The 25691-nt window shown below is 45.3% G+C and carries 23 protein-coding genes; 18 read left to right on the plus strand and 5 right to left on the minus strand.

The window, feature by feature from the left end:
- Positions 1 to 188: 188 nt before the first annotated feature.
- The 5 genes from HII30_RS14720 (at position 189) to HII30_RS14740 (ending at position 4659) form a co-directional block, all read left to right on the plus strand.
- On the plus strand, positions 189 to 1241 hold the full coding sequence (locus HII30_RS14720) for an ArsR/SmtB family transcription factor (RefSeq protein ID WP_169505805.1): 1053 nt from the start codon (positions 189 to 191) through the stop codon (positions 1239 to 1241).
- 149 nt (positions 1242 to 1390) lie between these two features.
- Positions 1391 to 3088, plus strand: a complete 1698-nt coding sequence (locus HII30_RS14725; protein ID WP_169505806.1) for an ABC transporter ATP-binding protein — start codon at positions 1391 to 1393, stop codon at positions 3086 to 3088.
- 131 nt (positions 3089 to 3219) lie between these two features.
- Positions 3220 to 3540: an rRNA adenine N-6-methyltransferase family protein gene (locus HII30_RS14730; protein WP_169505807.1), complete on the plus strand. Its 321-nt coding sequence runs from the start codon at positions 3220 to 3222 to the stop codon at positions 3538 to 3540.
- 182 nt (positions 3541 to 3722) lie between these two features.
- Complete coding sequence (locus HII30_RS14735) at positions 3723 to 4163, plus strand: NUDIX hydrolase (RefSeq protein WP_343045112.1); 441 nt, start codon at positions 3723 to 3725, stop codon at positions 4161 to 4163.
- Positions 4164 to 4239: 76 nt separating this feature from the next.
- Entirely contained in the window at positions 4240 to 4659 is a 420-nt protein-coding gene (locus HII30_RS14740; protein ID WP_169505809.1) for a hypothetical protein, read from the plus strand.
- Between the two features lie 117 nt (positions 4660 to 4776).
- Here HII30_RS14740 and HII30_RS14745 read toward each other — a convergent pair whose 3' ends face one another.
- Positions 4777 to 7038, minus strand: a complete 2262-nt coding sequence (locus HII30_RS14745) for an AraC family transcriptional regulator (protein WP_169505810.1) — start codon at positions 7036 to 7038, stop codon at positions 4777 to 4779.
- Between the two features lie 390 nt (positions 7039 to 7428).
- Here HII30_RS14745 and HII30_RS14750 point away from each other — a divergent pair, with 390 nt between their 5' ends.
- The 6 genes from HII30_RS14750 to HII30_RS14780 all read left to right on the plus strand — a co-directional run bounded on the left by HII30_RS14750 (position 7429) and on the right by HII30_RS14780 (position 13605).
- Positions 7429 to 8352 carry an ABC transporter permease gene (locus HII30_RS14750; RefSeq protein WP_211184612.1) on the plus strand — a complete coding sequence of 308 codons (924 nt, stop codon included), beginning with the start codon at positions 7429 to 7431 and terminating at the stop codon, positions 8350 to 8352.
- Positions 8353 to 8366: 14 nt separating this feature from the next.
- On the plus strand, positions 8367 to 9257 hold the full coding sequence (locus tag HII30_RS14755) for a carbohydrate ABC transporter permease (RefSeq protein WP_169505811.1): 891 nt from the start codon (positions 8367 to 8369) through the stop codon (positions 9255 to 9257).
- A 79-nt stretch (positions 9258 to 9336) separates the two neighbouring features.
- Positions 9337 to 10932, plus strand: coding sequence for an extracellular solute-binding protein (locus tag HII30_RS14760; protein WP_169505812.1), 1596 nt, complete (start codon positions 9337 to 9339; stop codon positions 10930 to 10932).
- A 169-nt stretch (positions 10933 to 11101) separates the two neighbouring features.
- Positions 11102 to 11779 (plus strand): HAD family hydrolase, encoded by a 678-nt coding sequence (locus tag HII30_RS14765; protein ID WP_169505813.1) that lies wholly within the window; start codon positions 11102 to 11104, stop codon positions 11777 to 11779.
- A gap of 370 nt (positions 11780 to 12149) precedes the next feature.
- Positions 12150 to 12971: a phosphotransferase gene (locus tag HII30_RS14775; protein ID WP_246246497.1), complete on the plus strand. Its 822-nt coding sequence runs from the start codon at positions 12150 to 12152 to the stop codon at positions 12969 to 12971.
- Between the two features lie 22 nt (positions 12972 to 12993).
- The gene (locus HII30_RS14780) at positions 12994 to 13605 is read left to right on the plus strand and encodes an HAD-IA family hydrolase (protein ID WP_169505815.1); all 612 of its coding nucleotides are present in this window, start codon (positions 12994 to 12996) and stop codon (positions 13603 to 13605) included.
- Between the two features lie 35 nt (positions 13606 to 13640).
- Here HII30_RS14780 and HII30_RS14785 read toward each other — a convergent pair whose 3' ends face one another.
- From HII30_RS14785 to HII30_RS14805, 4 genes are all read right to left on the minus strand, one after another.
- Entirely contained in the window at positions 13641 to 14306 is a 666-nt protein-coding gene (locus HII30_RS14785) for a hypothetical protein (RefSeq protein WP_169505816.1), read from the minus strand.
- A gap of 180 nt (positions 14307 to 14486) precedes the next feature.
- Complete coding sequence (locus tag HII30_RS14795) at positions 14487 to 15317, minus strand: carbohydrate ABC transporter permease (RefSeq protein WP_169505817.1); 831 nt, start codon at positions 15315 to 15317, stop codon at positions 14487 to 14489.
- Complete coding sequence (locus HII30_RS14800; RefSeq protein ID WP_169505818.1) at positions 15317 to 16189, minus strand: carbohydrate ABC transporter permease; 873 nt, start codon at positions 16187 to 16189, stop codon at positions 15317 to 15319. Before HII30_RS14800 ends, HII30_RS14795 begins: the two co-directional genes overlap by 1 nt.
- 21 nt (positions 16190 to 16210) lie before the next feature.
- The gene (locus tag HII30_RS14805; RefSeq protein WP_169505819.1) at positions 16211 to 17524 is read right to left on the minus strand and encodes an ABC transporter substrate-binding protein; all 1314 of its coding nucleotides are present in this window, start codon (positions 17522 to 17524) and stop codon (positions 16211 to 16213) included.
- A gap of 184 nt (positions 17525 to 17708) precedes the next feature.
- Between HII30_RS14805 and HII30_RS14810 the strand changes: the two genes are divergently transcribed.
- From HII30_RS14810 to HII30_RS14840, 7 genes are all read left to right on the plus strand, one after another.
- The gene (locus HII30_RS14810) at positions 17709 to 19493 is read left to right on the plus strand and encodes a sensor histidine kinase (protein ID WP_211184613.1); all 1785 of its coding nucleotides are present in this window, start codon (positions 17709 to 17711) and stop codon (positions 19491 to 19493) included.
- A 14-nt stretch (positions 19494 to 19507) separates the two neighbouring features.
- The gene (locus HII30_RS14815) at positions 19508 to 21022 is read left to right on the plus strand and encodes a response regulator transcription factor (protein ID WP_169505820.1); all 1515 of its coding nucleotides are present in this window, start codon (positions 19508 to 19510) and stop codon (positions 21020 to 21022) included.
- A gap of 285 nt (positions 21023 to 21307) precedes the next feature.
- Positions 21308 to 21982, plus strand: coding sequence for a ribose-5-phosphate isomerase RpiA (gene rpiA / locus HII30_RS14820; RefSeq protein ID WP_169505821.1), 675 nt, complete (start codon positions 21308 to 21310; stop codon positions 21980 to 21982).
- A 27-nt stretch (positions 21983 to 22009) separates the two neighbouring features.
- A complete protein-coding gene (locus HII30_RS14825) occupies positions 22010 to 23635 on the plus strand; it encodes a glycoside hydrolase family 9 protein (RefSeq protein WP_169505822.1) in 1626 nt (541 codons plus the stop codon).
- Between the two features lie 28 nt (positions 23636 to 23663).
- Complete coding sequence (gene yqeK / locus HII30_RS14830) at positions 23664 to 24299, plus strand: bis(5'-nucleosyl)-tetraphosphatase (symmetrical) YqeK (protein ID WP_169505823.1); 636 nt, start codon at positions 23664 to 23666, stop codon at positions 24297 to 24299.
- Positions 24274 to 24795, plus strand: coding sequence for an NUDIX domain-containing protein (locus tag HII30_RS14835; RefSeq protein WP_169505824.1), 522 nt, complete (start codon positions 24274 to 24276; stop codon positions 24793 to 24795). The genes yqeK and HII30_RS14835 overlap by 26 nt, the downstream gene beginning before the upstream one ends.
- A 204-nt stretch (positions 24796 to 24999) precedes the next feature.
- A complete protein-coding gene (locus HII30_RS14840) occupies positions 25000 to 25680 on the plus strand; it encodes a methyltransferase domain-containing protein (RefSeq protein WP_169505825.1) in 681 nt (226 codons plus the stop codon).
- Positions 25681 to 25691: the final 11 nt, after the last annotated feature.

Genomic DNA, 25691 nt, shown 5'->3' on the forward strand with positions numbered 1-25691 from the left:
CTTTCAATGACCAGAAATAATGGCGGGTGGCAGATTACGGATAAGAATAGGACTGAACATTTAGCAGCTCCATGTTGAGCTGTTTTTTTGTGATTTATCAAGATGATCGTCGCAGGCTTGAATGAAGAATTAAACAATTATATGATATATTAGACATTGACCGAACTCTAATTTTGTATGGAGGTATCATGAACCTTAATTTTCAATTTGAACTCGATCCGGTTTTTGAAACGCTGGGACTTCTGTTTTACAGTAGCAATGTTGATAAAGTCAAAGAAATCAGTGTTGCTGAACTCAATAAATTCGGAGTAGATGGAGAAACATTTTACAACAAACATTTGAAGCCTTTCGATCGATATATTCGAGCTTTCTCCAAACATAGGGAATGGGATGAGCAAGCTGAATTTTTCTTTGGAGATGATAATGACCAGTTCTTCCATTTATTATTGCGCGTCGTATGCGAGAATCCATATTGGATGACTGAACCCGAAATCATCCGGCAAGAGGAAGGCCGATTAGAGATCCTGAAGCTAATTGCCAGTGATGAGGAGGTACATGATGGGCAGTCTGAAAATCTTCAGATTGAAGATATCCAGACAACAGAAGAGATCATTGCCTTTTTGGCCAAAACACCATTTGATGAAAAAATGAAATGGAAGCTCATGATCCTCTTGAACGATCCCCTGGGGCAGATCAAGAAGCTGACAGATATAGTGAATCGTCATCTACCGGCATTCGAACATGCACGGATGGAGACTCATAAAGTAGTAGACAAGCTGATTCAAAAGCTGGGTCAATCTGTGGAGAATAAAGAAGGAAAACATTTTTTTAAATTTATTGAGGTATTTCAATACCAACAAGCCGACATATACCCGACCTTGATCATGCCTATGATGCAGATCATGTACAAGGAGCGGTGTTATTATGGGCTTATGGTTGATGCTCTGCCAATTCAGAACCATTCAAACGGGAAATCTCAAGACTTGCTATCTCTTAGACTGAAGGCGATGGGAGATAAGAGTAAACTGCAAATTTTGGCTTCCCTCAAAATAAGTCCGAAGTACAATCTCGAAATTGCCGAGCATCTAGGGCTGACGGCAGCAACGATGTCTCACCACATGAATGTACTGCTCGCCTGCGGCTTGGTCGAAATCGAGAAGAAGAATGGAAAAGTGTATTATCACCTTGATCAAGCCAACATTAGAGATCTATTAGATGATCTAGAACAATTCCTGCTCTGACCAATAAGTGATTACCATACATCCTCATTACTGAGGGTGTATTTCTTTATATGTATTAGACATATATCTAATAATATTGACAAATAACTTATTATTATCATATGATCTTGTTGAATATTAGATGTTAATCTAATTCAAGGGGGATCATTATGAAAACTGCATTACTTAAAAACAAGGGGTTTATCGCGCTTACCATCTTCTTCAGCCTCATTGTCTCTTTAGGAAGTGTGTTGGTCGCTGTTTTACTGCAAAGAATCATCGATGCCGCTGTAAAAGGTAATATGGAGCTGTTCCAACAAACTCTTTTCATCTCCGTATTTTATGTACCACTGCTGGGCCTTTTTGGTTATCTGTATTCTATCAGCAGTAAGGCCTTAATCAGGGGATGGACGGTAACTCTGCGAGAAAATGTATTTCGCGGAATTCTGAGAAGAGATTTCGAAGAATTTTCGAAGACCAATACGGCTGACTATCTGTCCGCCTTGTCCAACGATATCAAGCTTATCGAAGAAAATTATGTGCAGCCTCTCCTGCTCACACTACAGAACATGATTATTTTTGTTGCTTCGCTTCTACTCATGCTGTTTATCAGCCCACTGGTTACTGGAATTTTGATCGGCTGTGTGGTCTTGTTGTTTACAGTTCCCACCCTTTTCGGTAAGGCTCTGCAAAAGAGACAGAAAGCCGTTTCCATACAAATGTCTCTATTCACGTCAAAGCTTAAGGATATGCTGTCGGGCTATGAGGTCATTAGATCTTACTCGATGAGCCATCATGTAGAAAAGATATTTGCACAAGAGAACGAAACCGCCGCCAACACAAAATTTACGGCCGATCGTACACTTGCCCTTAATGAAGGCATATCCGAAATACTCGGAGCATTAACCCAGTTTGCTGTCGTTTTTATTGCCGCCTACTTGATCCTCACAGGAAAGTTGTCGGCAGGAAGTCTTGTTGCTCTTGTCCAATTGAGTAACGGTTTTGTGGGACCAGTTATGATGATCATGCAAAATGTGCCAAGAATTCAGGGTGTCAAGCCGGTAGTGGAGCGATTCAACGCCCTGGCCGATTATGAGAATGACGTTTTCGAAGGAAAGATCCAACCCGCATTTCACCACAAGCTGGAGGCTTCCCAACTAAGTTTTGCCTATACAGAGGGGAGAAATGTTCTTTCGAATATAGACCTGACGCTGCTCAAAGGTAAAAAGTATGCCCTTGTTGGACCAAGCGGCTGTGGAAAGTCAACGCTCGTTAAGCTGCTGACGGGCTGCTATGCAGGCTATGATGGAACGATTACATATGATGGTGTGGAGCTGAAGCAGTTGGACAGAGCCGGTGTGCAGCAATTGTCATCGACCATTCATCAGCAGGTGTATATGTTTGATACAGATATTCGGGATAACATTTGTTTATATGAATCTTATTCGGAGGAAAAGATCATATCTGCCGTTCAAAAGAGCGGAATTGAACAAGTGATCTCTCAGCTGCCAAACGGATTGTCTTCCGCTGTAGGAGAAAACGGCTCCAACTTTTCGGGAGGACAGCGGCAAAGAATGGCTGTCGCGCGAGCGCTGATTCGAAATCTGCCCATACTTATTTTGGACGAAGGTACCTCGGCTGTGGATATGCAGACTGCTTATGAGATCGAAACCAGGCTGCTGGCAGTTCCGGACCTGACCTTGATCACGATCACCCACAATATGAATCCAGACGTATTAGGTTTATACGATCAGATCATTTACATGGAGGAAGGACGCATTGCTGGAATGGGCAGTTTCGAGGAACTGCTGCAACAGCATGAGAGATTTCGTAAATTCATCACACTGGATACTTTAGAAGCCATATAACATAAAACTGTAAAATGTAATAAAATAATTGTAATGACTTTCTTTGGAGTTATGGGAAGTTATGATGGATCAAGCAGTAGAGTCGAAAATTATACTGATAACATTATTATCGCTAGGGGTTGGAGGAGATTATGGGAGTCGAGCGTTCCACTTATAGTGTCAGAAACACAACATTGAATTTCAGCGAGGAAATGGAACGATTAAAGCTTCAGGCATCTATGGGCTGGCAAAAGGAACTTCGGAATCTGAAATGGTATGGCTTGCAGAATAAACAGAATGTCCTGGAGGTAGGGAGCGGTCCGGGATTTGTGACACGGCAGCTGCTCTGCAGCTTGCCTGATGTCCGGATTACGGCTCTGGAGATTGATGATCGTACACTGCATGATTTTTCCCAAGAACAGCTTCAGGATATTTCAGCGGACCGTATCCAATTTGTACATTCAACTACATAAGCACAACGTGATTACAGATGAAGAATTTGAACAAATGGAGATGGCTTTTGCATCTCTTGAACATTCACCTGATGCCTATGCCATGATGAACTTTATTACCGCTTGCGGCAAGAAGCCGTAATAGTCATGTGCTCTGGAACAGTTAAAGAAGAAATAATAACTATATATTGTGGGGGATGAAAATGACTAATCAGATGATCGTCATCGTCAAGGGTGTTATAGAGCATCAAGGGAAGATATTGCTGCTTCAGCGTTCTGTTCATGATGAGGTCGGTGCGGGTGAGTGGGAGACGGTAGGTGGTGGTGTAGAATTCGGGGAAGAACTGGAGGAAGCTCTGATCCGTGAAGCTGAAGAAGAGACAGGGCTTCAAGTGAAGGTGGAGAAGCTGCTGTACGCCACAACTTTTTTCACGGATCCCCATAGACAAATTGTTCTTTTATGCTATTGGTGTAAAGCTCCTTCTAATCTAGTTTCCATCTCAGAAGAACACAGCAACTACCACTGGGCAAGCAAGGCAGAAACCTACCACTATTTGCCGAAAGCCATTCTGGAAGACTTTAAGAATAATAAAGTATGGGAGATGATGGACTCTTACGCGGAAGTGGGAGCGGGAGGTGACTGAGCATGCAGCCTCAAGATTTTATCGAACGACAAAAACAGAAAGGTAAGTATATTCTTATAGAAGGGGGAAGATTGTCATGAACAGAATTATATTGTCAGTCATGATAATATGTTTGATGACAGCATGTAACAACAAGCCTTCGAATGACAGTCAGCCAGTGGGGACAAGTCCTGAACATCCACCAGCTGAGTTAGAACAATCTGTGGAAGAACCATCTTTGGCCGAACCTGAAGCGCCTGTATATATAGAATTGGGAGATTATGAGGGTGACCAGCTTGAAATTGTACAGCTCTTGAATCAACGAATCCAATATCTTTGGGGAAACAACGAAACCGATTATTTAAAGCTGATTCAAGAGGGGAGCCCGCTGAATAGCTTTCCATCATATAAGATCATGAAAATCAGCTTACTCAGTGAAATTTCGATTCAGGAGCAGAACAATGTGTTTCAGGCCAAAAAAGACGGAGTGGGCTGGAAAATATACGATATAGATTAATGTCTGTAAGAACGAGAACAAGACCGGAGTCTGTAATTCTCCAAACAGGTCCGGTCTTGATGTTTATGATAGACAATTTTTAATTTGGATGTGGCAGAAACAGCACCGTCTCATCATTTATGAGGATGTCTGAGCCTTCACCCGGCGATAATCAGCAGGAGTGACACCGAAGTTCTTTTTAAAAATGCGATGGAAATAAGAACTGCTGGTGTATCCGCATTTCTGGGCGATATCGACAACAGAATGGCTGGTATGCTCCAGTTGCTCCCTCGCCTGTTCCATGCGCACCTGATTAATGACATCCACGATGGCACTTAAGGTATGCTGCTTATAAACACGGCTCACATGAATGGGAGACAGTCCGAGTTCCTCTGATATCCGGTTTAAGCTTAAATTTGGATCGTTGAACTCTTTATGAATAATATCGTTTACTTTTCTCACAAGCTCATGCTGTTTAGTTGACCGCTTGATGGAAAGTTTATGATGAATCTCATCAAACAGCTTGAAGAACACCGACTTTACCTCATCTATCGTCTCGAAATGTTCACTTGATGGTGTGGCCAGGCATGCACGATTCAGAGAATCCAGACTGTTGTTTTTGTAAATGGCATACAGCGTCTGGTTGACAGACATTGTAAGATGGGAGATCGCCAAATTCACCACATGAAACGGAAAGAACTCTGTTTCGTCCACAATTTCCGCGAACAGGACTTTAGCATCCTGTGTTTTACCGCTCATGAGGGCGTCGTTCATCTTACGTTCCTTATCAGCCGGAAATACATATTCTTTCGTTTGCAGTTCGGCGATATCCTGTGCGCGAATGATGCAGCCAGGTCCTTTGAACATCCGGTGCTTCGCTGCTTCACGCACCTCCTTGTAAAGAGAGGACAATCGGTGAGGTTCGTAACTTTCCTTACTGTATGCAGCAGAAATGCTAAGTTTAAGAAAGCTCAGTGTGGATTGCTGGATATGCGACAATACCTCCTGCAGCAGAGTTTCGTCACTCTCCTGCAGTTCATCATCCTTCCGCCCGAACAGAATGGCGATACCATCATCTTCCATATCCACCGTTTCCACTTGGAAATGCTTCAGACCGTTCTCCCATCCGATATTCATAATCGCAAATTTATAAACCAGCAGATCGTTTCCCTTCGATTCCTTCCACGCTGAGAAATGATCAATTTTAAGCAGGACTACCCAGTAGCCTAATGAAAAATCAAAGGTAATACCATTTTGGACAAGATTAAGAAGCTGGGCGGGCGTCTGCAGCGGCTTTACTCCCTGAAGTAAGCCGCGAAGCAGGTTCTGCCGGATGGTGTAGGAGCTGTTTCGCTTTTCGTGTTCCAGCCTGTTCTTTTCATCGACGATTTGATGAATCGGTTTGTAGAGCATCTTGGAGGTAATCCAAGAAATGAATAATCCTGCTGCCATAATGATACACGCGATCCAGATCGTCACGTTTCGTATAGAGGAAACGGCTTCCGTAATGGTACTGTAGGGCGTAATACGAACATACTGCCAGCCCAATGGGTCAGGTGAGGTAAAAGAGACCAACGATTTCTTCCCTGAAACTTTGCTGACGATGTAACCAGACGGTTTATTTTTGATGTGTGCATCCAGAAGCGATGCATCCTCAGGATTCAACACTTTCGGCTCCAGCGTATCGCCGGACAGCAGCCGGTTCTGATTGTTGTCCCATATGTATGATTTGCCGGCATCCGCTTCAGGGTTCACTGCAGCAATGTCTTTGTTGATCCAATCCGAGGAGATATTGACGACAACAGCAGAATTAATTTTCTGTGAATGGCCAATGGCATCATAACCCAGATAGGTATACGCCCGAATGGTTTGTTCTCCGTTGATCTGATTCACCGTGTAGGTACGGGGAATAGGAGTAAACGGACGATACTGCTGAAAATTATTCAGCACTTCGAGCACATTTTGATCTTCCAGCTCATCTTTGTTTAGTGTTCCGCCTTGTCCTTGTTGTCTCGCGGTAAAGAAACGTTCGTTATCAGAATTGTACACATAGATGGATTCGATAAACGGCATGGAGTTCAAATAATTGTTCAACTCCTGCATGGCGGCCATTTCGTCATAAATATTTGGATTGGTGTAGAACATCAGCTTGGAGACAGCATACGTCCGGTAGATTTGGAAAGAAACAGCTTGTGCACTTTCTGTCATACTGACGACTTCCTTGCTGTTTTGCATGAGACTTGAAAGATCGGATTGGTAAGCTTTTTTAAGATCAATCTGGTTATAGATCACAAAATAAAACAGGGAAGATACCAATAGTGTCAATACTGTGCAGCACGTGATGGTGATAAGCAGTCTGCTGTACAGTTTGCCCTTGCGTGTGGGCGGGACGGTGTTCATGGCCTCTCCTCCTTGAAGGTAATATGGATTGTTGCTTCACTTATGATTTTGAAAGCGCTTGCCAAGTTGAGGTGCATTTTTATTATAGTATGCTGTGTCACGTTCAGCCAATGAAATAAACGCAGTTTAGTGTCCGATCAAGCATGGAGCTATAGTGAACAAATGTAACAGGTGTGAACAAAACTGATCATTTGACATCATAGTGCGGTATGTACGGTTTCTACACCATGCAGGTAAACGTTCATACGAGTAAAAGCAGCAAAGTACATAAACATCATAAACTTGCTCTACCGCACAATCAGCGGTCTGTCTACACTAAGAACAAGTCACATGCCGACCGGTGTTATTGACTTCATACATATTGACCTGATTGAGAGGAGAAGTAACCGCATGCCAAAAAAACACGGATTATTAAGGGAGCTCGTCACTAACCGAATCATGTTTCTGATGCTGCTGCCGACTCTGATTTTTTTCATTATTAATTCGTACACCCCGATGGTGGGCATCTATTATGCATTCACCCAGTTCGATTTTAACACCAGCTTGTTCAACAGTCAGTTTGTTGGTCTGAAGAACTTCGAGTTTCTATGGAAGTCCGGCGTGCTGATGAAGCTGACCTTGAACACGATCGGTTACAATCTTGCATTTATTTTGCTCGGAAATGTCCTGGCTATTGCTCTGGCGATCCTGCTGAGTGAACTGAAGACCCAGTGGTTTAAAAAACTGACGCAATCCATTATGTTTCTTCCTTACTTTGTATCCTTCGTTATTTTAAGTGTCATCGTGTACAACGTATTTAATTATGAGAGCGGTTTCTTGAACACACTGCTGGCTAAGTTTAGTGCGGAACCGGTCGATGTTTACAATACGCCGTGGGTATGGGTGTTTCTCATCATTTTGTTTTATCTTTGGAAAAATCTCGGCTACAGCATGGTCATTTATCTCGCCACCATTACGGGAATCAGTGAAGAATATTACGAAGCGGCCAAGATTGACGGAGCCAACATCTTTCAGAGAATTTGGTACATTACCGTTCCCATGCTGAAAACGACCTTTGTTATGCTTCTCCTGTTTGCATTGGGCAGCATTATGAAGGGACAATTTGATCTGTTTTATCAGCTCGTGGGTAACAATGGGATGCTCTATGATACAACAGATATTCTTGACACTTACGTGTACCGTTCTCTTAAGGTCACGTTTGACATCGGTATGTCTACGGCAGCTGGACTTTACCAGTCCTTGTTCGGATTCATTCTCATTATGACTGTGAACAGCATCATTAAGAAAATCAACTCGGATTACGCATTATTCTAAGGAGGGGCATGCTCATGAAAATTAAAGATGACCAACATATGAAATGGTTTCGTCTGATTGCGTTTGTTGTAATCATTGCCGCTTCGATCGCCTGTCTGTTTCCCTTTTTGCTGATCATATCGGCATCTGTTACGAAGAATGAAGCGATTATAAGAGATGGATATAATCTGATACCGACGGTCTTCTCATTGGAAGGATATCAAACGGTATTTCGCTTTCCCCAGCAGGTACTTCAGGCATACGGAGTGACGGTATTGACAACGGTTGTAGGTACAACACTCGGTTTGTTCTTTATGACGATGGCGGGGTATGTTCTGCAGCGAAGAGATTTCAAATATCGCAATTTCTTTTCCTTTATGATTTATTTTACAACTTTGTTTGGCGGAGGGTTAGTTCCCTGGTACATTCTGATGACCAAATACCTCAATCTGACAGATACCATCACCGTGTTGATTTTCCCTGGCTTAATGACACCTTTTCTGATTATCTTGATGAAAAACTTTATTCGCTCAGCGGTTCCGGACGAAGTGGTCGAGTCTGCCAAAATCGATGGAGCGAACGACTTTACGATATACAGCAGAATTGTTCTGCACTTATCCATGCCTGGCATTGCAACGGTCGGTCTATTTCTGGCTCTGCAGTACTGGAACGACTGGTTTACCTCATCCTTATTCATCAACGATGTTACCCTGTATCAGCTGCAATATTATCTGTACAACGTCATTAACGCGATGAGTTTTGTGGCTCAAATGGGTGCAGGAACGGGAGTTTCACTAGGTGATATGCCGACAGAATCCACCAAGATGGCGATGGCGATCATTGTTACAGGACCGATTCTCTTTTTGTATCCGTTCATTCAGCGTTATTTTGTCAAAGGCCTAACCATCGGCGCAGTGAAAGGTTAGAACCCTGAGAAGAGAACTGCGGCACTGCAGTCTCCAACAGCGGCTAACATAGATAACATGTATAAAAGGGAGGATTCACATGAAGAAACAAGGAGTAAAGGCAGCTTCTTTGTTACTAACCCTCATGATGCTGGTCGCCATGCTGGCGGCATGTTCTGGAGGTGGAAGCAGCGGAAACGGAGGCACAGCTGCACCTGCAGATCCGCCGAAACTAACCGGCACAAGTGAAGAAAAGCCGGATAACGGTCCGGCCGGAATCGACACATCTAAAGAAGTGGAGCTGCAGTTCTATATGCTCGGTGATGCCCCGAAAGATATTGCCATCATTCAAGATGAAATTAACAAGATGGCAAAGGAAGATCTGAATGCTACCGTTAAATTCAACTATACCTCCTGGACGGACTGGGACCAAAAATATAAATTGCTGCTTGGTTCTGGACAGCAAGTAGACTTGATATTCACCGCAGAATGGACTCAGTATCAATCCTATGCGAAACGGGGAGCATTTCAGCCTCTGGATGAACTAGTTCCTAAAGCAGCGCCAGAGTTGTATGAATTCGTACCGAAGGATATGTGGGAAGCCGTTAAAATCGATGACAAGATTTACACTGTACCGGCAACATATAAGGAATATGTTACGAACGGTTTTGTATGGCGCGAAGATCTCCGAGAGAAGTACAATCTCCCGAAGCCGGTAGATATCGCGACATTCGAACAGTATCTTGATGGAATTAAGAAAAACGAGCCTAATATGGTTCCATTATCCATGAACTCGGATGTGAAGGGCAATCTGATGGATGTGTTCAGAAGCATCAATGCCAAACCGATTGGTGCAACACCATACGGAATTGGCATCGATTATGAAAATCCGGGCGAAGTGTACAGCTATTGGGGCTCGGAGGAACATAAACAGGATTTGACGACGATGAAACGCTGGCAGGATAACGGATATATGGTGAAGAACGTGCTGGCTGTGAAGGATACCCTTCAAGACCAAATTACAAGCGGCAAAGCAGCGGCATTGCTGGGCGATAACCCGACCCGATTCAACGATACACTTATTAAAGTTCAGGCGGCACATCCGGATTGGAAGCTGGCTTATCATCCATTCCCACTGACGAATGGCATAGCGACTCCAGTTCACCCCATTCATAACGGTTTTGCTGTTCCAGCGAGCAGTAAGAATGCTGAACGTGCGCTGGCTTTCTATGAAAAAATGGTCACCGACAAGCGCTATAATCTCCTTACGCAGTATGGCATTGAAGGAAAGAACTACGAAGTCGTGGACGGTTATTACAAAATGATCGGTGACGGAAACTCGAACGGATTCCCGCGCGAAGGCATGAATGGCTGGGCTTGGCGAAATCCGGAATATATGCTGTTTGATAAAAACTACGACGGCGTGAAGGCTATCTTTGACGAGCTGGATAAAATTCAGGTGCCGGATAAATTTACAGGATTCGCAGAGGATTATTCTTCTTATCAAGCAGAACGGGCTGCCCTTGAGCAAGTGGAGAAGCAGTACTTGTTCCCGCTAAATGCTGGTCTGGTGGGGAACATCGATGAAGGCTTGAATACGTTTATGGAGAAGGCAAAGCAAGCCGGTCTGGATAAGATACAAGAGGAGTACAAGAAGCAGTGGCTTCAGTATGTAAGTGAGCAGGGCATCAAATAATGTCTTGTGTGTAATGTAAGCGGTCCTAAGGGGCCGCTTGCTTTCATTTGGAAAAGCTTTACCGTTCGTTATAAATTTTGATCTCTTGCGTTATAAATAATATTCAGTGTGAAGATTGTATGTTAATCTTTGGTTATACGGGGCTGGCAGGCATGAGGAGAGGAAACCTATGAGCACTTTTACGAAAGGCATCATTTTTGACATGGATAATACGTTGCTGAAATCATCCATTGATTTCGACTCCATGAAGCGGGAAACCTATCGTTTCTGTATAGACCAGGGATTATTGCCGGCAGGGATGGAACTGGAGCAGCACACCACTTCGACATTCATTGAGCAAGCAAAGCGATCGCACAGAATGACAGCGGAGCTGCTTAAAGCACTGTGGGATATTCCTAAAGCATTCGAAGTCGAAGGCATGAAGGATGCGGATCTGGAGCCGGGAGTTACGGAATTGCTTCACCATTTGATGGACAGATATCATTTGGTCGTAGTTACGAATAACGCGGTCGAAGCAGCGGAAGCCGCTCTTAAACGCCATGATATTTTGAAGGTGTTTGAGCATGTCGTAGGAAGAGAGTTGGTCTCAGCTCTTAAACCATCCCCGGACGCTTTTTTGCATGTGCTTCAGCTTTACGAACATGTATCCGTTGATGATTGGATATCGGTAGGAGGCTCTTGGATAGACGGGAAGGCATCCCATTCAGCAGGAATACGTTTCGTATCTTATCAGGCCGACCTGGTCAAGATGAACGCCATGGGAGTGATCCCGGACGGCACAATACAACATATTTCAGAGCTGAAGCTGCTGCTTGAAAGAAACGAAGTAGCACCTTTAAGTGACTGAGGCAAGTGAAGAATTCTTGAAACCACATGCATGTCGGTATCGTAATATCCGTAAAAAATTAAAAAGAGGGATATTATGGAACTTGCTATACTTATCATGCTAATGATTCTCAACCTGCCGGTATATCGTTTTTTATACAGATTACTGTTTATCAATCGCGATGATCTGAATGAATCCATTAAATATACATTTACACCGGATATCATCTCATTGTTCCGCGGACGCTATATCAAAGACTGGATCGGGGAAACAAAGCTGACCTTTTTTCTCTTCATTTGCGGGTTAATAACAGTTCTGGAATTCGCTCTTGTACACAACTTATTTTTTAAATAGCGTGGAACCAGATTAGAATGGAAGGGGACTTAGCTCAATGATGATCGGCGAATTAACCGGTGTAGGGAACACAGCCAAGGTATATGAATGGAGAAAAAACGAGGTTGTTAAAGTTTTTTACGATCACGAATCTGCCAAGCATGAAGCTAGAAACGCCGAAATCATCAGCGGACTTGAACTAAGAACACCTCAATATAACGGGCTGATTGAAATCGAAGGACAACTGGGGATCATCTATGAGAAAATAACCGGACCCACGATGCTGAAGCAAATGGATTCATCATGCGACTGCTTATCGAATAATGCCAGGCTTATGGCCAGGCTGCAGTTTCAAATGAACACCCTGGATGCTTCAGCTTTGCAGCCGTTACAAGCTCGGCTTACCTATCACATTCAAGGAATTCAGGAGTTCCCCGAACTTCAAAAGCATTCAATACTGGATACAATGAACTTACTGCAAAATGACAGCTTCTTATGCCACTATGATTTTCATCCAGACAACATTATCATGTCACCGGGAGGCCCGGTTATTATCGATTGGCTGAACGCCTTGGCAGGATGCCCTGAAGCGGATGTGACCCGCACCTCCATGATGCTGGCGTCAAGTTCATTGCCGCCGGAAGTTCCTGGCTGGTTGAATGATCGTGAAGCCCGTGATTATTTTCATAAGGAGTATCTCAGCGAGTATCTGGCATTGTCGGGATTAGACTCTAAGGTGTTGGAGCAGTGGATGGTTCCGACACTGGCTGCACGGATTCATGAAATGCAGGGTCTTTACCGTGAGGAGATTGTGGATCAATTACGTGTAAGACTTGCAAATGATGCAAGACCTAATAAGCTGGATGTGCTTGATGTCTAAATAAAGTGGAAGAGGTGAAAGGATGAGGGCTCGACCACAGCTGGTTCTGGATCTGGCAGGTGTGCTAATTAGTAACTTTTCGCCAACATTTTGGCCGAGGCTGGAGAACGAAAGCGGGGCCACTTTCCAGGAAATGAAGCAGCAATTCGGCTATATCCGTAAGGACCTCTGGACAGGAAAACTCAGAGAGAAGGACTTCTGGATCTGGCTTGGCAGCAGACTGGAGCAAATTCCTCAGGAAGAAGCGCAGCGCTGGCTAATCTCCGCCTTGAAGCCCCTGCCTGCACTGCAGCAATTGGAACGCTGGAGTGAAGCCGCAGATATCCATATATTAAGTAACCACTGCCAGGAATGGCTGGAGCATCTGCTTCCTTTAATAGAGCCATTTGCAGAGAGCGTGACGGTTTCTAATCAGGTGGGACTATGCAAGCCGGAACCCGAGATATATACCTTGGTTTCACATCATTTTGGTGAGTTAAACGAGGAAATAGATATTCTTTACGTGGATGATCAGGATAAGAACCTGGAGCCTGCCCGTCAGCTTGGGTGGAAGACCTTACTGGCCGACCCGGAACACCGCTGGATTTCCATCGTGGAGCAGTATTTGTTTCGCTCTGTGGTAGAAGATCATTAAAGCGGTTTTCTTATGGTCATTTTCATCTTTGTTAGCTATTCTTTTCCTACGCCTGATAAAACCATTACTGTAGGATAACCAATTACCGTTCCATCGTGAGTTTGATATTTAAGAGCCTTAATCCTCTTTTCCAATTCCTCTGCTGCCTGCTTACTTTCATAATTAAACTTATCTTGCTTCACATCGACAATAAGCCATTTCTCGTTATGCTTCTCCAATGTATATTTCTTAGTAGTTGCGGTGAACGGTTGAGCTTTCAACTCTTTATTTTCAATCGTGTAAATATTGACTTGATGGGGTTGATTCCCTTTATATACATCTGATATGCGAACCGTTGCATTAAGCTTATCCATATCCATTCCTCGAATTATATTAAGCATATGTTCTTTGTGTTTGTCATACTCTTCTTGCGGCATATTGGCCAAATCATCCCGGCTGAATGTTGCACCGTTATAACCAAATAGAATTTCATCTCTGGTGGATGCCCAGTAGTCTTCACTTACGATTTCACTTAGAACTTTATGATATTGCGTATATGACTTGTTAAAGTAGGTGAGATCAAATTCACTCTCTTCAACTGCTTTGACATTATTCACTATCTGCTGCTTTTCCGAACGTCCCAAGGACGATTCAGTGGTACATGCCGCTAAAATGATAGTAAACAATAGAAGTAATCCAGACAAAAGCTTAATAGATTTCATATCAATCTCCTTTCACCTTGCGGATTAGCTTAACAAGGATAAGTAGACAACTCAAGCTTTTTATTCGTGTCGGTCATGACTAACTCCAGACGCGGAGCGTGGGATATGGTTCGAAATTCAAATAACGCCCTTCCAACTTCCTATTGGGAAGCGAAAGGGCTGAAAAGTTTATCGACCGGATCAACCTTTAACCGCACCAGCAGTCAGGCCGCTGACGATATACTTCTGGGCGAAGATATATAGGATCAGCACCGGAATGGAGGTCATCACCAGATCAGCGAAGATCAGATTCCAATCCCGGCTGTATCTGCCGTAAAAGTTGTATACGGATAAAGGCATCGTCCAAGTAGAGCTGTCGGTCAGGAAGTAAAGCGGGATCGTAATATCATTCCAGACGGACATAAACACCATAATCGCTACAGTGGCATTCACCGGTATGATCAGCGGGGTTATGATCCGTAAGAAAATCCCAATCGTACCCGCTCCCTCCAGAAAAGCAACCTCGTCCAGTGCACGCGGAATGGAACGAATAAAACCGCTGTACAGGAATACGCTGAAGGCTGTATTTAAGGCTGAGTAGATGAAAATAACGCTGGTGATGCTTCCGTAGAATCCCATCCACTGAACAATTCGAATGGTTGTAATAATGGACATCGGTGCAATCAAGCCCATAAAGAAGAACAAATACAGGAAGCTGGACCACTTCGTCTCCCGTCTCGCCAAGATGAATGAGGCGGCGGAAGATGTCAGGATGTTTACGATGGAAGAAACGCCGGTGATCAGTATGCCGTTCATAAATGCTCTGCCAAGGCCGCCTACTTCATATACGGTTAGATAGTTGGAGAAGAGCCACTTTTCCGGCAGCCTCAGCGAAAATCGAAGCACCTCGGTGCTGTTCATGAATGAACCGAAAATCATGAGCAGCAGCGGAAGAATAATAATTAATGACAGCAGAATCAGCAGAATTTCCACGACAGTATTTCGAAGTTTTATTTTCTGTACATAACTCATTATTCCGCAACCTCCTTACGGCGCATAAACAGCAGCAGCGGAATGGAAATCAGTGTAACCGCAACAAACAGCAGCGTATTGATAGCTGTCCCCAGTCCCCAAGCCCCTTCACCAAAGGTACGGAGAATAATCGTTCCTACGACTTGAGATGCATTGCCCGGACCTCCGCCAGTGAGTACAAAGACTTCCGAGAACACCTTTAATCCACCAATCAGCGTCAGCATGAGATTAATATTAATGGCTGGCAGCAGCAGAGGGAGCGTGATATAGCGAAAGCTTTTCCAGCTGCCAGCACCGTCAATCGTCGCTGCTTCATAATAATCTTTGGATATCGACTGAAGACCGGCCAGGTAGATTGCCATCTGAAATCCGGTATGCTGCCAGATGGAGACCCCCGCAATCGTCCAGATGACGATCGAGGGGTCAGTCAGCCAGGCTTGGTTCAAGGAAGACAGCCCGATGGCACTCAAGATGCCGTTGACAGCGCCTTCTGTACGCAGCAGCGGAGTGAAGATAATGCTAATGACCAGCACGCTCAAAATGGATGGTGAATAAAAAATGGCGCGCAGAAAATTTCGAGATTTCAGCTTCATATTCAGGGCCACGGCAAGAGCGATGCCCAGTACATTTTTACCGATCACGGTAGCAATGGCGAAGATAAACGTATTCTTCATGGCCAGAATCAAGGTGTCGTCCGTAAAAATTCGTTTGAAATTGTCCCATCCGACAAACGAAATTTCGAGCCGGTCCAGACGCCAATCGGTAAAGGAGTAATAAAAACCGATTAAGGCCGGGACCACGAAAAATACAGTATAAATGGCGAGTGCAGGCCAGACCAGTGTATAGGAGTATAAGCTTTTGGTCGTCTTCATCAGTTTAAGTCCTCCATGTTGTTAAAACCCTTCAATACCTTTGTCCTTCATCAGCTGAATGAATTTGTCGTTCCAGTCCTGCAGAACCTGCTCCGAAGTTTTGGAGCCGGCGAACTGATCCTGCAGTGCTCTGTAAAGCTCGCTCCGGTCAACAAGCATATAAGCGTCTGTAGTCAGCAGCGTTTTCTTCGGTGTAATATACTGGTCTACAATTTCCTGTTTGTATGCAGGGAGTTCCGGCGTCGTTACATCATTAAAGTTGGACACGTAACCGCGCTCGTCGACCATTTTCTGTGCCACTTCCTTGGAAGCGATATAGTCAAGAAACTGCTTAGCTTCTTCAATATGCTTCGCTTTCTTCGGAATGAACAGCTGACCTCCCAGCGGACTTGCGCCCAGTTTGGCACCTTCGCCAGATGGAATCGCAAACAGTCCAAGTTTCATGTCAGGGTCTTTCTCCGCGACGTTTTCAATCAGCCAGTCGCCCATGAACATCATGGCAACTTCCTTGTTCAGGAATTTACCCACAGCCATGTCATAGCTGTCACTCAGCACGTCCGGATTGGTGTAACCCTGTTTAAAGATCTCGTACTGCTGTTCCAGAATGGTCACAAACTCAGGAACATCCGTCCATTTTTTCTTGTTCGCATTCAGATCATCGAAGAAATTCGGGTCATCGGCTACAGCATTGGCAAAAGCGGCAGCAGGCCAAATGTTAGCAGCCCAGTTATCTTTGTATGGCATAAAGACTGGCGTAACGCCGCTGGCTTTGATCTTTTCACAGACCGCGAGGAATTCTTCGAAGGTTTCAGGAATCTCAAGACCGAGATCGCTGAACATATCCTTGTTATAAACGACACCCTGCATTCCGGTATCCTGGCTTACGTGAAAGCTGTAAACGTGACCGTAGGCGGAAAGCACCTCCTTATTTTGCAAGCGGCTTACCCAAGCTTCGTCGTCAAGAATTTCGAAATTCCGTTCCAGGTTCAGATCTGTCGTCGCACTGGCCAGATTGTATTGAACCAGGTCCGGTGTCTCATTCACGGCCAGTTTCGTTTGCAGTACAGTTGCTGTCTGTTCAGCCGGAAGAAGCTGCAGATTGACTTTAATCCCGGTTTCTTGTTCGAAATCTTTCAGTAAACTCTCATCGATAAAAGGTGAATCCTGAGAGCTCTTGGAAATAGCCAGCTCAATCGTTGCGCTGCTTTTTCCCGGTGTTTCAGAACTGCCGGAGTCAGAAGAGCTGCTTTCACTGCCTGATCCGCATGCTGCCAGAGATATGGACAGCAGGCCGCTTAGCAGAAGGGCAGGCCATCTTTTTGTGTTGAAACTCATGTAAATCCCCCCAAATTCTATTTGTTATCGTTTTCATGATTGATTATAGGTGAGATGGATTCGCGCCGTACATGTTTGTGATTGACAGATCATGTGTAAAATTCTGAACTCATGAAAAACCTTGTCGACTGCCAGCTTCTGGTGTTACATTAGTTTTTAATTATTCACCAGCAGGAGGGCGGGCATGGAAATTCAAAATGATTCATCATTGGGAAACCGTTTACATCGGATGAGCTTGCAAACCAAATTCGTGACGACCTTTATCACTTTACTGGTCATCGTACTTGGCTGCTTTCTGGTGTATGTCCAGTGGTTCGTGATTCAGCCTCTTCAGGAAAAAAACGAAAATGAACAGCTGGTTACAGCTGAAAATGTAAGCACACAGCTCGACTTTTATATTGCAAGTCAAAATCAGCTAACCCAGCGCGTGCTGGCCAATCATGAGATTTTTGCAATCATGAAAGGCGTTAATGCAGCATCAAGGGATGCGGACAAGCTGGCCCGCAGCCGTAAGCTGAAAGATGTGATGTTCTCGGCACTTGGTCCCAGTATGAACATCCGGGATATGTACGTCCATGATCTGCAGGGGAATGCAATATCTTCGTTTATCGGCAACGAACTGAGCCCCGCATCGCTGGAACATGTCTTATCTGATAGAGCGTTACGGGAACAGCTTCACAGCAGCTACCTCATTACACGTCCGACATCCGGAATATTGTCGTTCATCCGGCCCATTATGAATCAGAATGGTGAGGTCTTCGGTTATCTAACGGTACAGCTGGACCCGGTCTATTTGCAAAAGTCGGTTGGAACCGCAGCCTCAGGACAAGTCGTGGTGCTGGATTCCGGCGGAGCAGTAGTTACCTCTTCCGGTGTACCGGAAACAGAGGCGGTCCCGGATTCACTGAAACGGCCTTCTGAGGAGAATGGGATGTATGTGGACCGCTCTGAAAACTATATCGCCTATTATACATCTCCGGTAACTGGCTGGACGGCATACAGTATTTCTCCGAAACAATCTGTGCTCGGTCCCGTCAATTCCGTGAAATATTTATCCATTGCCCTGATCACTGCACTGCTGGTCTTCTCGGCTTTGTATATTTATATATCCGCTAAAAATTTGCTCCTGCCCATTCGGAAGCTGCGCAATCAGCTGCTGCGGATCGACTACAGTAACATGAATGTGAAGGTAGACAGCCGTTCACAAAACAATGAACTGCTCATGCTGGACGCAGCTTTCCAGGAGCTTATGGAACGGCTGCAGGAGTCCATCGAGAATGAAAAGGACGCGATCAGAGAGGAGGCGGCTGCCCGGAGTTCGGCACTGCAGGCTCAGATTGCCCCGCATTTTATCCATAATGTTCTGTATTTGATCAGTGTTGCTGCCCAGGAGGGCAAGAACACGGTTGTTACCGAGATGTGCAAGCATCTGTCGGAAAGCTTGAGATATATAGTGTCGTCACCTTATCAGCATGTAACCTTGTCCGAAGAGCTGGAGCACACCCGTCATTATTTGTCACTGGTACAGCAGAATTATGAAGAGGACCTGGTTTGGGAAATCACAGAGCATGAAGCAGACCATCAGATTCAGCTGCCACGTCTGGTCATACAGCCCATTGTTGAAAATTGCATTGAGCATGCGTTCACCAATACCGATCCGCCGTGGTGCATAGGGATAGAAGTGAAGGTGTATAAAGGCATGTGGGCTATTGAGATCAGAGATAATGGAAGCGGCTTTCATCCTGAGAAAATCAGCAGCATTATGTCTGCGATTCAACATTCGGAACAAGGGGGCAGACAGCCTTATGATCCAGATGTCGGCATCGGCAATATGGGTCTCGTGAATACGGTGAACCGGCTAAAGCTGATGTATAAGAATCGGTTATTCTTTAACATTTACAATAATACCGGGAAGGAAGGCGGTGCCACTGTTCAGCTGATTGCATCGCTTACCAAGGATTTTTATTAAATGGAGGGCTGGGCATGTTTACAGTAATCATCGCAGAAGACAGCAAGCCGATCCTGCGTAATATCAAGTCTCATCTTCAATCATTATTACTGCCAGTTCAGGTGGCGGGTACCGCTGCAAACGGGGAAGAAGCCTTAAAGCTGATCTGCCAGCACCAGCCGGATATTTTGCTGACAGACATACGGATGCCGAAACTGGACGGAATGGCTCTGATTGAGCAGGCGAAGCTGCTGGCTCCTGCGATGAAGGTGATTCTGATCAGCGGATATAGTGACTTTGAATACACACGTCGGGCATTAAGCCTCCAGGTGTTTGATTATTTGCTTAAGCCGGTTGAGCGGAGTGAGCTTGAGGAAGTGCTGAAGAGAGTGACCGAGGAGCTGTCCCGAAACCGTCAGGAAGCTTCAGGCACCCGGGAAATATCGCTGAGTGATGTTCTTGCTTCTGATCAGCTGGAGAACACCGTGCTTGCTGAAACAGAACTTCCTGCTGCCGGCTTTCTGCTGGTGATACGAAGACAACCGTTTACACCGAAAGAAAATTGGGAACGCACACATCTTCAGTCCGTGCTGAAACTCTTGATTCCTTCTGTTAGAATGGTGCTTTCATTAAGAGAACCGGAGCATTTTCTGGCCATTTGGGACGTCACCGAGGGGCAGCAGATGGTGAATGGTACTGGATGGAACGGGATATGGGAGCATCTGGAGAGTCACGGCATTTCAGCTGCGCTCGCGGGCCAGCTCAGGGCCGTTTACCGGGTTGAATGGCCGTCTTTTTGTATGGAAGGTGTTCGGTTCCTTGGCGAAAGACTTGGCGTGTGCAGCACCGCTCCTTTGGAGATTCAATATGCATTCTCGGCAGAAGCATCTCCCAGCAAAGAGAGAGAGCTTGTAACCGGACGTTTTACAGAGATGATTCTTCAACGCCAAAAGGATGCTTTTCTGCTGAAGCTAACGGAACAGCTGGCCAAATGGAAGAGTGACAATGTCAGATTGTACGATCTGGAGTATTTCCTGTCGTCGGTGCTGGATACATTATCTTCGATTAATCAAGGACTCCCGTTTAAGGAAATACCAAAGTCAGCTTATGAACTCATCCGGAGTCTGGATGCTTTAAGTTATGAGAATTTTATGAAGGAACTGCTGAACGTCTTGGAAGCCTTATTTGATCATATACTGGCCAATAACAAAAAAAGCGGAGAAGAGCTCTTTCAACAGCTTGAAGGTTATTTGAGTATGAATATTTACTCCTATGTCAGCATTCCTGATCTAGCAGACCGCTTTCACGTCAGCCCTTCCTATATCAGCCGAATCATTAAACGGCATACTGGAAGCACCTTTGTCCATTATTATATGAAACTGAAAATTCAGGAAGCCTGCCGGCTGATTCAGGAGAAGCAGGACATGAGAATTAAAGAAATCTCGGATGCGTTGTCGTTTAGTGATCCACAGTATTTCTCTAAAGTATTTAAAGAGTATACAGGAGTCAGCCCATCTGTGTACAAAGAGCAGCTTACAGAGCCTGGTTAATCTTTGAAATACCACAACCTTGTTATAGACAATAACATCAAAGCACTTTAAAGTTTATATGAGAGGTAAACTTTGGATTGAGGATGAAGTAAATGTCGTACCCTCGTTTAGCGGAGGTGACAAGTGATTCTGGAGAAGCGGTAGCGTCCGCCTTTGTCCCCAAAATGCCACTATGAATAATGATTTCAAGCATTTTGGGGACAAGAGCGGTCGTAAGAACACTTGACAACGCAGCAAGCTGGAATATTAACATTTACTTCAGTCTATATAGCAAAGGGTGAGTATATGAATCCAAAACAAATAGCAGCTGAAAAAGCAGTAGAGTACATTCAGGATAACATGATTGTTGGATTGGGTACGGGGAGCACAGCTTACTGGGCCATCCAATCGATTGGAGCACGGGTAAAGGCAGGGCTTCGAATCCGTGCAATTGCGACTTCTGTTGAGTCGCAGAATTTAGCTCAAGAGCTGGGAATTCCGCTGGTGTCATTTACTGAAATAGACGAAATTGATGTTACCATCGACGGTGCGGATGAGGCGGATATGAACCTCCAACTGATTAAAGGCGGGGGCGGAGCGCTGCTGCGGGAGAAAATTGTTGCAGCAGCCAGCAGAAAGTTGATTATCGTGGTTGATGAAAGCAAACTGGTGCAGCAGCTGGGCAGATTTGATCTGCCGGTAGAAGTGGTTCCGTTCGGATGTGAAATGACGCTGCGAAAGCTGGACCGCCTCGGATCTACTGTCCATTTTCGTACAGCAAATGGTGAGCGTTTCCTAACGGATAACGGTAACTATATCGCGGACTGTTCTTTTGGAAGGATTGATGATCCCGGGCAGCTCCAGCATCATCTGAATAATATTCCGGGTGTGGTGGATCATGGACTGTTTTTGAATATGGCTGATCTGGTCATAGCGGGTTATTCAGACGGGAATGTGAAGGAGTTTGATCGATTTAACTAAATTTTAGGGTTAAAGGGGCTGCTGAGTATGAATAACGGAATAAAGCGAAGCATGGTTGTGAATCAGATCGGGTATCCGGTTCTGGATGTCAAGACATTGATCATAACCGGATCTGATCCCAAGTTCAGCATAGTAAACGAAATGACGGAAGAAGTTGTGTTTACCGGAGAAGGTGATGGACCTATACAAGATCAGGCCAGCGGGAAAACCGTTTACCTTGGTGACTTCACCGAATTACAGACACCGGGACGTTATTATGCAGCCGCAGACGGTAATGAGAGGTCCGCTTCGTTTATTATTGAAGACAGGCCGTATGAAGAACTGCAGCAGGGTTTATTGAAAGCGTTCTATTATTTACGCTGCGGAACCGAGCTGACGGAGGAGTTTGCAGGCCCTTGGGCTCATGCAGCCTGTCATACACAGGATGGGATCATACACGGACGCGAGCATGTGAAACTGGATGCCAGCGGCGGCTGGCATGATGCAGGAGACTATGGCAAGTACGTCGTTCCTGGTGCTAAGGCTGTTGTGGACCTTCTTTTGGCTTATGAACTCTATCCGGAGGCGTTTCGTTCCCAGGTTCCGCTTCCGGAAAGCAATGATACCATGCCGGATGTGCTTCACGAGTGCAAGGTGGAGCTGAACTGGCTGCTCAAAATGCAGGATCAAGACAGCGGCGGATCATATCATAAGCTCACGACCAGGCATTTTCCAGGACTTGATGTAATGCCGGAAAATGATTTGGGTGATCTTGTGTTTTCTCCAATCAGCGCAACGGCTACCGCATCTCATACGGCTGTCATGGCTTTAGCTGCACGAATATACCATTCGTACGACAAAGGCTTTGCCGAAGCTTGTCTGCGTTCCAGCCTCCAGGGCTTCCGCTGGCTCGAGAAGCATCCTCACACACCAGGGTTTAAGAATCCGCCGGATATATCAACTGGTGAATATGGAGATGAGACGGATACCGATGAACGATACTGGGCAGCTGCAGAGCTTTATCGGACTACTGGAGACGTCAAATATCATCAAGTGTTTCAACAGCTGGCCAAGGAAGATTTCTCTAAGACGGAGCTGGGCTGGGCGGATTTAGGCGGTTATGGTACATTCAGTTATCTGCTTGGCGGAGCGAAGCAGGGGGATCCTGAACTGTACGCTTCCTTGAAGCAGAATGTCCTGTCCGAAGCGATAAGCTATATTCAAACGGCTGAGAGTGATGGTTATCAGGTAGCCATGAAGGAAGACGATTATATTTGGGGCAGCAATATGGTGCTGTTAAATCGGGGAATGTTTTTGCTGCTGGCCCACGAGATTCAGCCAGACGCTCGTTACGTCCACACCGCTGCATCTCATCTGCATTACCTGCTTGGCCGTAATGTCCTTGATTTAAGCTATGTGACCGGTTACGGAGACCGTTCGGTCCTTCATCCGCACCATCGTCCTTCTGTTGGCGATAGTATTGAGGAGCCGGTACCTGGAATGGTGGCAGGAGGACCTAACAAGAATCTGAACGACGACTGCATGAAGGAGCATCTCACCGGGCAGCCGGCGGCGGCCTGCTTTATCGATCATGAAGACAGCTATGCCGGAAATGAAGTGACCATCTACTGGAATTCCCCGGCTGTGTTTGTTACAGCATTTTGGAACCGATGAGTCTGTAGATTAAGAAAGGGGATGCCAATTGAACCAGACACTGGGCAAATATATAACGATCACACTTTCTGGAGACTTAAGAGCCGATGTAGAAGCTGTATTCAACCATGCTCAGGATCCCGATACACTGGATCATGTCATGAAAGTAGCGGAACATGCGGTTCGCATCTCAGAACGATTCGGAGTGGACCGCTGGAAAGCCGAGCGGGCCGCGCTTCTTCATGATATCAGCAATATTATCCCTGTACGTGAAATGCTGGAGGCCGCAGAAGCTTCTGGCATACAGGTAACAGAGGAAGAATATCGTTATCCGCGTATCGTGCATCAAAAGCTGTCGATGGCGATGGCTGAGCAGTTATTCGGAATTAGCGATCCGGAGATTCTTAATGCGATTGAATGCCATACGACCTTGAAGAAGAATCCGACGCAGCTGGATAAGGTATTATTTATTGCAGATAAAATATCATGGGAGCTGCCGGGAGACCATCCTTATCTTGACCAGATACGTGATCAAGTGAAGGGAGGATGGCTGGATGAAGCCGTGCTCACATATCTGGATCATGTGTGGGAGCAGCGGGATCAGCTGAGGCTGGTCCATTCCTGGCTGATAGCAGCCAGAGAGGAGTTGAAATTACAGGTTGAGTATCATTCAAACAAACTTTAATGCAGCGTGGCTGCCTTGCCCTAATGAGACACAGCTTTTACTGACCGGGGATCTTCCTATCCATTGTCCAATTACCTCTGCATATGTGCTGGCATTTCAGGATAACAGACTGCTGCTCACTCGTCTCCAGGATCGGGGATGGGACATCCCCGGCGGCCATCTGGAACAGAACGAGACACCGGAAATGGCTGCGGTACGTGAACTATATGAAGAAACGGGAGCGGTACTTAAGCATATTGAGCTCTTGGGCGCAATGAACATACATATCACCGGTGATAAGCCTCCGGGATACACCTATCCGTTTCCGGAGAGCAGCATGGTGTTTTACTGGGGAATAGTGGATAGACTTGACCCGCTTCAATCCAATGAGGAAGTCGCGGAGCGCAGGCTGTTTGAACTTGAAGAGGCGAAGGCGGTCCGCTGGGTCACAGATCACCTCGGTCTGGTTGTAGAAGCTAAGAAAAGAGCTGACTTATGGTGTACTTCGTCATTGTGAAATCTTATTAAAAGTAACATAGCAAATAAGACCGTTCTAAAATATGTATCTTAAGAGGTTAGATCGGTTAGATCGGCTAACCACTTGAATACATTGATACGGGCGGTTTTTCTCTTTCTCTAGAAATGAATTGCCACTTCAATTGGAATCATTTAACATGTTATATAAGTTTTAAGTGAGCATAGTTATGAGAGGAGAACTGAAGTGGGACTGGATTGGTATAATCAAATTGCAATACGCAACGGAGGTTACCGGACAAGGGCAAAGTTTAGGGTCGAAGGTGTCTCGGCTGAGGATATATTTGAAGAACGTCTCAAACAGCTGCTTCCGCAGTCTCGTCAGGTTCTGGATGCCGGATGCGGCCATGGTGAGTTTACGCTGCACATGTCTTCCTTAGCTCAGCGGATCATTGGCTTTGATTTTTCTCCGGAACTCATACATATTGCGAAATCTCTTTTACAGCAGAGCGGGATTGATAATGTGGTGTTTGTCTTAGCGACTACGAAAGAGAAGCTGCCGTTTGAAGATGGACAATTTGATCTCATTTATGACCGGAGAGGCCCCGCCTCCATTTTGAATCACAGTGAAATTCTTTCTCCGGGAGGCCTGATGTTCGGCATACATACATCCATAGATAAAGTGAGAGAAAGGCTGAAAGAGAATGGCTATGTAAATACCACTATAGAAGAATTTCAGGACGCCTTCATTTATATTCCGGATGAGCATGAATTGAAGATATTCCTCTCGGACGTTCCAGGTAATCCAGACTTTATGCTGCCGCAAAATCAAGCCGCGTTTGATGAGCTGAAAGCGCAGTATAAGATCAATGAAGAGTTCGGCTTTAGAGAACATAAATATATCTGGACTGCAGTTAAGCCCGGCTAAAGTATATAACA

It is taken from the genome of Paenibacillus lemnae (assembly GCF_012933385.1).
GTDB lineage: Bacteria > Bacillota > Bacilli > Paenibacillales > Paenibacillaceae > Paenibacillus_AQ > Paenibacillus_AQ lemnae.